Origin of the sequence: Micromonospora sp. NPDC023633 (genome assembly GCF_040640035.1) — a bacterium.
Lineage (GTDB): Bacteria > Actinomycetota > Actinomycetes > Mycobacteriales > Micromonosporaceae > Micromonospora.
In genome coordinates this window covers 23,060-32,458 of the sequence record NZ_JBFABB010000078.1, presented here as the reverse complement: position 1 = coordinate 32,458, position 9,399 = coordinate 23,060, and the positions used below count along the sequence as shown (strand labels likewise).

At 73.9% G+C, this 9,399-nt stretch carries 12 protein-coding genes; 7 read left to right on the top strand and 5 right to left on the bottom strand.

The features are described from left to right. The first annotated feature begins 5 nt into the window (after positions 1-5). Together AB0G13_RS22750 and pheA are read left to right on the top strand one after the other, a co-directional pair. Entirely contained in the window at positions 6-488 is a 483-nt protein-coding gene (locus tag AB0G13_RS22750) for a hypothetical protein (RefSeq protein WP_357877459.1), read from the top strand. Positions 489-497: 9 nt separating this feature from the next. Next, entirely contained in the window at positions 498-1,451 is a 954-nt protein-coding gene (gene pheA, locus AB0G13_RS22745) for a prephenate dehydratase (RefSeq protein WP_357877453.1), read from the top strand. 157 nt (positions 1,452-1,608) lie between these two features. On the opposite strand, the gene AB0G13_RS22740 is transcribed toward pheA, so the two are convergent. The 3 genes from AB0G13_RS22740 to AB0G13_RS22730 form a co-directional block, all read right to left on the bottom strand. Next, positions 1,609-2,331, bottom strand: a complete 723-nt coding sequence (locus AB0G13_RS22740) for an AIM24 family protein (RefSeq protein ID WP_101413386.1) — start codon at positions 2,329-2,331, stop codon at positions 1,609-1,611. A gap of 157 nt (positions 2,332-2,488) precedes the next feature. Further along, positions 2,489-2,833: a metallopeptidase family protein gene (locus tag AB0G13_RS22735; RefSeq protein ID WP_172896728.1), complete on the bottom strand. Its 345-nt coding sequence runs from the start codon at positions 2,831-2,833 to the stop codon at positions 2,489-2,491. Positions 2,834-2,949: 116 nt separating this feature from the next. Beyond that, complete coding sequence (locus AB0G13_RS22730; protein ID WP_357877449.1) at positions 2,950-3,381, bottom strand: OsmC family protein; 432 nt, start codon at positions 3,379-3,381, stop codon at positions 2,950-2,952. A gap of 112 nt (positions 3,382-3,493) precedes the next feature. On the opposite strand from AB0G13_RS22730, the gene AB0G13_RS22725 reads away from it, so the two are divergent. Continuing rightward, entirely contained in the window at positions 3,494-4,225 is a 732-nt protein-coding gene (locus AB0G13_RS22725) for a hypothetical protein (RefSeq protein ID WP_357877446.1), read from the top strand. A gap of 33 nt (positions 4,226-4,258) precedes the next feature. Here AB0G13_RS22725 and AB0G13_RS22720 read toward each other — a convergent pair whose 3' ends face one another. After that, entirely contained in the window at positions 4,259-4,780 is a 522-nt protein-coding gene (locus tag AB0G13_RS22720; RefSeq protein ID WP_357877443.1) for a GNAT family N-acetyltransferase, read from the bottom strand. 194 nt (positions 4,781-4,974) lie between these two features. On the opposite strand from AB0G13_RS22720, the gene AB0G13_RS22715 reads away from it, so the two are divergent. Both AB0G13_RS22715 and AB0G13_RS22710 read left to right on the top strand, forming a co-directional pair. Continuing rightward, complete coding sequence (locus AB0G13_RS22715) at positions 4,975-5,796, top strand: HAD family hydrolase (RefSeq protein ID WP_357877440.1); 822 nt, start codon at positions 4,975-4,977, stop codon at positions 5,794-5,796. Then, positions 5,796-6,608 carry an HAD family hydrolase gene (locus tag AB0G13_RS22710; RefSeq protein ID WP_357877437.1) on the top strand — a complete coding sequence of 271 codons (813 nt, stop codon included), beginning with the start codon at positions 5,796-5,798 and terminating at the stop codon, positions 6,606-6,608. The genes AB0G13_RS22715 and AB0G13_RS22710 overlap by 1 nt, the downstream gene beginning before the upstream one ends. A 33-nt stretch (positions 6,609-6,641) precedes the next feature. Here AB0G13_RS22710 and AB0G13_RS22705 read toward each other — a convergent pair whose 3' ends face one another. Further along, positions 6,642-7,250 carry a bacterial proteasome activator family protein gene (locus AB0G13_RS22705; RefSeq protein WP_357877434.1) on the bottom strand — a complete coding sequence of 203 codons (609 nt, stop codon included), beginning with the start codon at positions 7,248-7,250 and terminating at the stop codon, positions 6,642-6,644. A gap of 83 nt (positions 7,251-7,333) precedes the next feature. Between AB0G13_RS22705 and AB0G13_RS22700 the strand changes: the two genes are divergently transcribed. After that, positions 7,334-8,119, top strand: a complete 786-nt coding sequence (locus AB0G13_RS22700) for a prolyl oligopeptidase family serine peptidase (RefSeq protein ID WP_357877431.1) — start codon at positions 7,334-7,336, stop codon at positions 8,117-8,119. A gap of 91 nt (positions 8,120-8,210) precedes the next feature. After that, a complete protein-coding gene (locus tag AB0G13_RS22695; protein ID WP_357877428.1) occupies positions 8,211-9,398 on the top strand; it encodes an ABC transporter substrate-binding protein in 1,188 nt (395 codons plus the stop codon). The last annotated feature ends 1 nt before the right edge of the window (position 9,399 follow it).

Here is a 9,399-nt window from a genome sequence, read left to right as displayed (position 1 = left end):
CCGCGCTGCCCCTGGCCGGCTGCGGCACCCCACCGGAGCTGCGCCGTCCCGCCCCGACCGCCGCCCCGACCCGCACCGCCGCCCCCGTCACGCCCAGCGCCGCGCCGACGCCCCCGCCCGCCACCGGCCTGCCCGGCGGCGGGGTGGTCACCCCCACGGTCGACCCCGGCCTGGTCGCGGTTCCCTGCCCGGACGGCCCCTCCGGGGCACGGATCGTCGACCTGGTGCGGGGCCGGGGTGGCGTGCTGCCGAACGGCGTCCGGGTCCGGGTGCGGACCGGGCCGCTCTGCGCCGGCGAGTGGCACTACACGGTGCTCGACGTGACCGGGCACGAGACACTCCAGGTGGTCACGCAGGGTCGGCCGGGCGCCCCACGCCTGGTCACCGCCGGCACCGACGTCTGCACCGCCGAGGTCCGCGCCGCCGGGCCGCCCGGCATCCGGACGCGCGTCTGCGACGCCGGGTCGCTCGGCGTACCGGGTGCGTAGGCTGTCGCCATGCCGGGAACACCGCCGACGCGCTTCGTCTACCTCGGGCCGGAGGGCACCTTCGCCGAGCAGGCGTTGAACAGCATCCCCGCCGCCGAGCGGGGCAGCCGCACGCCGGCCCGCAGCGTGCCGGAGGCGCTGGAGAGCGTACGAACCGGGGAGGCGGACGCGGCCCTGGTGCCGCTGGAGAACTCGATCGGCGGCGCGGTCGGGGTGACGCTGGACGAACTCGCCGAGGGCGCCCCCCTCGTGATCACCCGCGAGGTGATCCTGCCGGTCGAGTTCGTGCTCGCCGCGCGGCCCGGCACGACGCTCCCGCACGTGGGCAGCGTCGCCGCCCACCCGCAGGCGTCCACCCAGTGCCGGGGCTGGCTGCGCACGCACCTGCCCGACGCGGTCGTGGTCGACGTGCTCTCCAACGGCGCGGCCGCCGCCGGAGCCGCCGCCGGCGAGTACGACGCGGCGATCTGCGCCCCGATCGGCGCCGGTCGGCACCGGCTCGACGTGCTCGCCGACAAGATCGCCGACCACCCGGACGCGGTGACCCGCTTCGCGCTGGTGTCCCGCCCCGGGCCGCCCCCGCCGCCGACCGGCGACGACGTGACGTCCCTGGCGGTCTACATCGCGCACGACCGGGTGGGCGCGCTGCTGTCGGTGCTCATGGAGCTGGCCGTCCGTGGGGTCAACATGACCCGGATCGAGTCCCGCCCGACCGGGGAGGCGCTCGGCCGGTACGTCTTCTTCCTCGACTGCACGGGGCACGTGGCGGACGTGCGGCTCGGCGAGGCCTTGCAGGGGCTGCGCCGGGTCTGCGCCGACGTGCGTTTCCTGGGCTCGTACCCCCGGCACCGGTTTCCCGGGTCGGGCGACCGCCCGATCCCGGCCCCCGCCGGCCTCTCGGACGCCGACTACGCCGACGCCGCCGCCTGGCTGGCCCGCCTGCGCGCCGGCGACCTCAGCTGACGCCGGCCCCGCACCGCCTGAAAAGCTGACGGCGGCCCCGCACCGCCTGAGAGGCTGACGGCGGCCCCGGAACGGCACCGCCCCCGACCGGCACGCGGATCCGGCGGGGCCGGTCGGCGCGGGGCGGGGGCGGGGCGAGGTGACGCGGAACGGCGCCTCAGCTGAGCAGGCCGCCGAGGAGACCGCCCTGCTGCTCCTGGGAGCCGCTGCCCATGATGGGCGGCTCCTCGGAGGGCTGGACGACGACGAAGCCCTGACCGGCGAAGCTCATCGTGAACGACTCGCCGGTGCGGCGGCCGAGCAGCGTGCCGAGGCCGAGCTGCTCGGCGCGGTGGTAGCCGGTCTGGAGGTTGGCCGACCAGCAGACCGCCGCCTGCGGGTCGACGTAGGTGGGGGCGTCGACGCTGAGCACCACCGGGGTGCCCTTGGTGGTGATCGCAATCCGGCCGTGGCCGCTGAAGACACAGTTGAACAGGCCGGACGACGACGCCATGCCGGCCCCGCCGACCATCCGGATGTCGTACTGGAGGGTGGAGTCGAAGGCCAGCACGCTGGAGCCGTTGATGGAGAGCGCGTCGCCGGGCTCCAGGTCGATGACGTGCACGTCCTTGGCGAAGTCGGCGAGGAAGACGTCACCCCGGCCGGAGACCTTCATCAGCGGGACGCCCTCGCCGGTCAGCTTCTGCTTGAGGAACTTGCCGAGCCCGCCGGAGCCGAGGGCCTGGAACTGCACCTGCCCCTGGTAGGCGACCATCGACCCGACCCGGGCCATCGCCTCGCCGTTGAGTTCGATCTTCAACATCTTGGAGTTCTGCAGCCGCATGCCGGGCTGCGCGGACTCCTTCTCAAGGTTCTCCGCCGAGAACAGCTCGCTGCGCATGGAAGTGCCTCCTGAGTTCGTGGTGCCTGGACCGACGGTAGGCGACCCTGGCAACCGTCGACCACCGGCCGTCCGGCCCGGGGCGCCCACCGGTCGTCGCCGGTTCGCCGCGCCTGTGCCGACCGGCGCCCCGCCCACCCCGCGGTGGCGCCGAGCCCTAGCCCCAGCCCAGCTCGTGCAGGCGGGCGTCGTCGATGCCGAAGTGGTGGGCGATCTCGTGCACCACCGTGACCGCGACCTCGTCGACGACGTCCTCGTCGTCGTCGCAGATGCGCAGGATGGGGTTGCGGTAGATCAGGATGCGGTCCGGCAGCACGCCGGCGTAGTCCCAGCCCCGTTCGGTGAGGGCGTGGCCCTCGTAGAGGCCGAGCAGGTCCTCGCCCGGGGGCGGGTCGTCCTCGACCAGGATCACGACGTTGCTCATCAGCGCGAGGAGTTCCTCGGGCACCTCGTCGAGCGCGTCGCCGACCAGCTCCTCGAAGCGCTCGCGACTCATCTCCACCGGCACCCGGCCCATTCTGCCCGACGACACGGCCCGCCCGCGCCGGTCGGAACTGGCGGACCGCCACGGGGAGCGAGCGCGGCTCCCCGTGGCGGTCGACGCCGACGGCGGGACGGTCAGGAGGCGAGGCGGGCGGTCAGGCTGATCTGGGCGCCCGGGGCGAGCAGGCGGGAGATCGGGCAGTTCTCCTTGGCGGTTTCGGCGAGCTTGGTGAACTGCGCCTCGTCGATGCCCGGCACCTGGCCGACGGTGTCCAGCTCGATGCGGGTCACCGTCATCCCGGCGTCGGTCTTGTCGAGGTGGACCTTGGCGGTGGTCTCCACGGAGGTGGGCGGCGAGCCCGCCTCGGCGAGCGCCTTGGAGAACGCCATCGAGAAGCAGCCGGCGTGGGCAGCCCCGATCAACTCCTCGGGGTTGGTGCCCTCACCCTCCTCGAACCGGGACTTGAAGGAGTAGTTCCCCTGCATCCCGCCCTTGCCGGTGCGGATCGTGCCGGACCCCTCGGTGAGGTTGCCCTGCCACTGTGCGGAAGCGGTACGGATAGGCATGCACCCGACGCTAGTCGAACAGGCACCGGCCGGCGACCGTTCACGCTCCGCGTCGCCGGGTGCGTACTGTGTCATGATTCGGGGCAGGCCCGCGAACGCGGAAGGGTGGCCGATGTCCCAGGATTCCCCCATTCCCCGGCAGGAACACCGGTCCGACGGTGCGGCCGTCCTGGAGTGGGGCACGGAGCCGGCCGGGCCGGGCCGGTTCGGGCGTACGTTCTCCGGTCTGGGCCGGGATCGTCGCCTCCCCGTGCTGCTCGCGGCGCTCGGCGCGGTGGCCGCCCTCGCCTCGATGCTCGGCGAGTGGCAGGTGATGACCATCCCCAACGCCGGCCCGCAGGGCAACACGCCGCTGCGGGTGCCGGGCGGGGTGTCCGACATCGGCGGGTTCGGGGTGGGCTACCTGGTCGGGCTGTTCGCCCTGGTCTGCGCGGTGGTGCTCGCGCTGCGCGGCACCCTCGCGGTACGCCCGAACGCCCGGCTCGCCGGGCTGGCCCTGGCCGTGGCGCTGCTGGGGCTGCTGGTCGCGACCGCCGCCTCGCTGGACGAGGCCGGCCAGCGGGTCTTCTTCTACTCCACCGACGACGGGTTCCGGGTCGAGTACGGCCGCGGCCTGGTGACGGCGTTCCTGGCCTGCGCCCTCTTCGCGGCGGCGTTGAAGCTGGCTCCGACCGACGCGGCCCCGCCTGCCGAGCAGGCGGAGGACGGGGCCGAGGCGGAGCCGGTGGGCCAGCGCCGCCGCAGCCGCAGGGCCCGGGACGTGGCGGACGACGGGCTGCCCGCGCCGGCCGACCTCACCGTCGCGCCGGCCATCCCCTTCGCCCGCCCCGAACCCCGGGACTGACCCGGTCGGCCCCCGACGGTCCGTTCGCACCCCTCAGGGGGCCACCCAACGGATCTCGCCGTCCACCCGCTCGTCGGTGGCCCGCAGACCGAGCCGCTCGGCCACCCGGGCGGAGGCCCGGTGATCGGGGTGCACGTGCGCGACCAGCGACCCGACACCGTGCTCCGCCAGCCAGCCGACCAGGCCGACGGCGGCCTCGCCGGCGTAGCCGCGGCCCTGGTGCGGCGCCAGGACGACCCAGGCCAGCTCGGCGACCGGCCGGTCACCGTCGAGCCGCACGGTGGCCTGGACGGTGCCGACCGCGTCGCCGGTGTCCCGGTGCCGGACGATCCAGTTGAGCCAGCCCTCCCGGCCGTCCGGGGACCGCCCGGCCACCTGCCGGCCGTAACGCTCCCGAAGTTGCTCGGGGGTGGCCGGACCGCCCCCGATGTACTCGTACAGCGCCGGGTCGTCCAGGAGGGGGGCGAGTTCCTCGGCGTGGTCGACCCGGAGGGGCTCCAGCAGCAGCCGCTCGGTGTCGATGGTCTCCGCCACCGGCCAGTCCCGCTCTCCCACCCGTCCACCGTACGGCTGAGTGGAGGTTCCGGGCGGGAACACCGGCGGGCCGTCGACCGTTGGCCCGGCATTCGCCGGAACGCCATGGTCGGGGCCCGTTCCGCGAGGTACGTTTGCTGCCCGCCGTCACTCAGGGTCGAGGCACCGAGGGACCGAGACGGCTGGCAGCGACGGCGGCGGGCGAAGGAGGAACCATGACCCGCCCGGGCCTGCCCAAGCTGATCGCCACGGATCTCGACGGGACGCTCGTCCGCAGTGACGAGACCGTCTCCGCGTACACCCATGCGGTGCTCGACCGGGTGCGGGCCGCCGGGATCCCGGTGGTCGGCGCGACCGGTCGCGGGCCCCGGCTCGCCGAACTGACCCGCAACGACATCCGCGCCGCGGACTTCCTGGTGATGGCCGGCGGCGGCCGGGTGGTCGACCAGAGCGACCCGTCCGGGCCGGTGGTGCTGCGCGACGAGCGCCTTCCCGCCGAGGTGCTGGCCACGCTGCTGGCCGACCTGGAGGCGGCCGTCGGGCCGCTGACCGTGATGGTCGAGGCGTCGGACGAGCACGACGCCCCGCTCTGGGGCGACTACCACCCGAGCTGGCCCTACCAGGACGCGTTCGAGACGCGCAGCCGCGCCGAGTGTCTCTCCTGCGACGTGATCAAGGCCTTCGTCCGGACCGCCGACCACCACGTCGACGAGCTGCTCGCGGTCGCCCGGCAGGTCGTCCCGCCGGAGGTCGCCACGCTCACCCAGGCCGGGCTGGGCTTCGTCGAGATCTGCCCGCCCGGGGTGGACAAGTCCACCGGGTTGACCGTGGTGGCGCAGCGCCTCGGCGTCGACCCGGCCGAGGTGCTGGTCTTCGGCGACATGCCCAACGACCTGCCGATGTTCGAGTGGGCCGGCTGGGCCCGGGTCGCGGTCTCCAACGCCCACCCGACGGTCCGCGCCCTCGCGGACGAGGTGACCCTGCGCAACGACGACGACGGGGTGGCGGTGTACCTCGATCGGCTACTGTCCCGCTGATGGGAGAGGCACCACGGCTGATCGCCACCGACATCGACGGCACCCTGCTCCGGGACGACCGCACGCTCAGCCCGCACACCGCCGGGGTGCTGGCCCGGCTCTCCGCGCGGGACACGCCGGTCGTGCTGGTCACCGGCCGTCCCATCCGCTGGCTGAAGATGGTGTACGAGCAGCTCGCCGAGCCGCTGCCGGCGATCTGCGCCAACGGCGCGGTGGTCTACGACCCGGTCGCCGACGAGGTGCTGCGGGCCGACCCGCTCGCCCCGCAGCTGCTCGCCGAGGTGGCCCGGCGGCTGCGCGCCGAGGTGCCCGAGGTCAGCTTCGCGGTGGAGATCGTCGACAGCCGGCAGATGCGGCACGAGGCGCACTACCCGCTGCGCTGGGACGCCGACCACGACGCGATCCGGGCGGTCGAGACCCCCGAGGAGCTGCTGGCGGCGCCGGCGGTGAAGCTGCTCGCCCGGTCCGCCGAGCATGATCCCGACGCGTTCGTCGCGTTGGTGGCGGCGGCCCTCAAGGGGCTGGCGGAGGCGACGCACTCGTCGTACTCGGGGCTGGTGGAGATCTCCGCCGCCGGCGTGACCAAGGCGGCCGGGCTGGCGTGGTACTGCGCGCGGCTGGGCATCGACGCCGGGGACGTGCTCGCCTTCGGCGACATGCCCAACGACGTGCCGATGCTGACCTGGGCCGGCCGGGGGGTGGCGGTGGCGAACGCGCACCCCGCCGTCCTGGAGATCGCCGACGAGGTCACGGCGGCGAACTCGGCGGACGGCGTGGCGGCGTACCTGGAGAAGGTCTTCGGGTTGGGGTGAGCGGCCGGCCGGCGGCCCCGGCCGGCCGCGCGGTCAGAGGTACTGGCCGGTGCTGTGCCCCTCGCCGCCCTGCGGCGGCTGGCCCATCCCCGGCATGCCCGGCAGCATGCCGCCGCCCGGGCCGCTCGGCAGCGCCTGCCGGCCGGAGCGCATCTGCTCCAGCTGCACGCGGGCGGCCATCTGCTGGGCGACCAGGGCCGCCTGGATGCCGTGGAACAGGCCCTCCAGCCAGCCGACGAGCTGGGCGTGCGCGATGCGCAGCTCGCCCTCGCTGGGCGCCTTCTCCTCGGTGAAGGGCAGCGAGATGCGCTCCAGTTCCTCGCGTAGCTCGGGGGCGAGCCCCTCCTTCAGCTCGACGATCGACCGCTCGTGGATCTCCCGCATCCGGTGCCGGCTGGCGTCGTCGAGCGGGGCGGCCTTGACCTCCTCCAGCAGCTGCTTGATCATGCTGCCGATCCGCATCACCTTGGCCGGCTGCTCGACCAGTCGGGTCGGGTCCTCGCCGTGTGCCTCGTCGGTCTGCACGGTGCCGACGGGCCGCCCGTCCGGGCCGACCACCACCACCGTTCCGGAGTGACCGGTGCCATCCTGGCCCGGCTCGTCGTTCTGTCCAGCGGAGTGCGCTTCGGTCATGGGAACCATCTTTACCCAGCCGCGAGCGCCCATGCGCCCGGGGACCGATCCCCGGCCTCGGTTCCGCGCGTGATCCGCGCTACGGTCGCGCCATGCCCGCCGACCCCCGCGACGTGCTCAGCCGGCCCGCTCCGGCCCCCGACGTCACCGTCTCCTACGGCGACCACCCGGACCAGGTCGCCGACCTGCGCGTCCCCGCCGGCCCGGGCCCGGCCCGGCGGCTGGTCGTGGTGGTGCACGGCGGCTTCTGGCGGGCCGAGTACGACCGCCGGCACACCGACCCGCTGGCCGTCGGGCTGGCCGCGCTGGGCCATCCGGTGGCCCAGGTGGAGTACCGCCGGACGGGGCAGCCGGGTGGCGGCTGGCCGGGGACGCTGACCGACGTGCTGACCGGCGTGACGGAGCTGCCCCGACTCGCGGCCGAGGCGCTGCCCGGACGGGTCGCCGCCGGGCCGCCGCTCCTGGTGGGCCACTCGGCGGGGGGACACCTGGCGTTGTACGCGGCGGCGACCGCCCCGGCCGCCGTCGGCGGCGTGCTGGCGCTGGCCCCGGTGTCGAACCTCGCGGAGGCGTACCGGCTGGATCTGGACGCGGGGGCGGTGGCCGCGCTGCTCGGCGGCGGCCCGGCGGACCTCCCCGAGCGGTACACCGCCGTCGATCCACGATCGTCGGTGCCAGTGTCGACACGGACAGTAGTCATGCATGGTGCCCTGGATCAGCAGGTGCCGATCGGGATGAGCCGGGAGTACGTCGCCGCCAGCCGGGCGGCGGGCGGCGACATTCGCCTCCTTGAGCTGCCGGGATGCGAGCATTTCGGGCTCATCGATCCGGAGTCCGCGGTTTGGCCGCAGATCACGGCTGCTTTCCGATCTCTTTAGGAAGATCGCTAAGCATTGACGCAGCGTCGCTGACCCGGTAGAACGCCGAGGGGGCGTGATCCGCCCTGCAACGTTCCCCGGAAGGAACTCGGTGTCGCAGATGAACCGCAGGCGGGCCCTCCAACTGCTGGGCGCTCTCGGTACGGCCGGACTGGTCGCGGGGTGCGGCACCGACGACGCGGACGGCGGAGCGGGCAACCCGATCAAGATCGGCCTCGTGGCGCCGACCAGCGGTGGCCTCAAGGCGATCGGCGACGAGATCACCAACGGCTTCCAGCTCTTCCTCGACCTCAACGACAAGCTGCTGGGCGGGCACCCGACCACCCTGCTCACCGCCGACGAGGGCGAGAGCGTCAAGACCGGCAAGGCCGCCGTCGAAGGGCTGCTGAAGCAGGGCGTGCTCGCCCTCACCGGCGTGGTCGACGCGAACGTCATGTCCGGCATCCGCAACACCGTCGAGGAGGCCCGGGTGCCCCTCATCGGCTCCAACGCCTCGCCGTCCAGCCTCCAGAGCGTCGTCTACATCTGGCGGACGTCGTACGTGCTGGACGAGGCGGGCCGGGCGCTGGGCCGCTACCTGCGGGAACAGCTGGAACCGTCGGCCCGGCTGGCGATCATCGCGCCGGACAGCGTCGGCAGCCAGGACGTGGTGCGGGGCTTCCGGCAGGAGTTCGGCGAGTCCGACCCCCGGATCAAGGACGCGGTGGTCTCGACGGGCGTCTTCACCAACCCGTCGAAGACCGCGTACCGGGCCGGCATCCGCACGGCGTTGAGCCGGAACCCGTCGGCGGTGTTCTGCTTCTTCGCCGGGCCGGCGGCGGTCGAGTTCATCAAGCAGCTGCGCATCGAGGGGTTCACCGGCAAGGTCTACGCCCCCGGCTTCCTCACCGAGGGCGCCGTGCTGAGCAACGTGAAGGCCGAGGACGCGCTGGGCATCCAGACGGCGCTCAACTACTCGTCCGACCTGAACAACACGGCCAACCGCCGGTTCGCCTCGGCGTACCGCAAGAAGCACGGCACCTCGCCCACCACCTACGCGATGGCCTCGTACGACGCCGCGCAGGTGCTCGACCAGGCGATCCGGATCGCCGGCGGGTCACCCGACCCGCAGCAGGTCAACCTGGCCCTCGGCAAGATCGGCCAGATCGACAGCCCGCGCGGGGTGTGGCAGTTCAACCAGCCGCGCACGCCGCAGCAGAAGTGGTACCTGCGGGAGGTCCAGCTCGACGGCCAGGTGCTGTCGAACGTCCTGGTCACCGAGCTGGCCACCCTAGGCTGAC

Coding starts and splice junctions, on each gene's coding strand:
- pheA (WP_357877453.1), top strand. CDS start 498: ATGCCGGGAACACCGCCGACGCGCTTCGTCTACCTCGGGCCGGAGGGC.
- AB0G13_RS22740 (WP_101413386.1), bottom strand. CDS start 2,331: ATGCGCAGCGAGCTGTTCTCGGCGGAGAACCTTGAGAAGGAGTCCGCG.
- AB0G13_RS22730 (WP_357877449.1), bottom strand. CDS start 3,381: ATGCCTATCCGTACCGCTTCCGCACAGTGGCAGGGCAACCTCACCGAG.
- AB0G13_RS22725 (WP_357877446.1), top strand. CDS start 3,494: ATGTCCCAGGATTCCCCCATTCCCCGGCAGGAACACCGGTCCGACGGT.
- AB0G13_RS22715 (WP_357877440.1), top strand. CDS start 4,975: ATGACCCGCCCGGGCCTGCCCAAGCTGATCGCCACGGATCTCGACGGG.
- AB0G13_RS22710 (WP_357877437.1), top strand. CDS start 5,796: ATGGGAGAGGCACCACGGCTGATCGCCACCGACATCGACGGCACCCTG.
- AB0G13_RS22705 (WP_357877434.1), bottom strand. CDS start 7,250: ATGGTTCCCATGACCGAAGCGCACTCCGCTGGACAGAACGACGAGCCG.
- AB0G13_RS22700 (WP_357877431.1), top strand. CDS start 7,334: ATGCCCGCCGACCCCCGCGACGTGCTCAGCCGGCCCGCTCCGGCCCCC.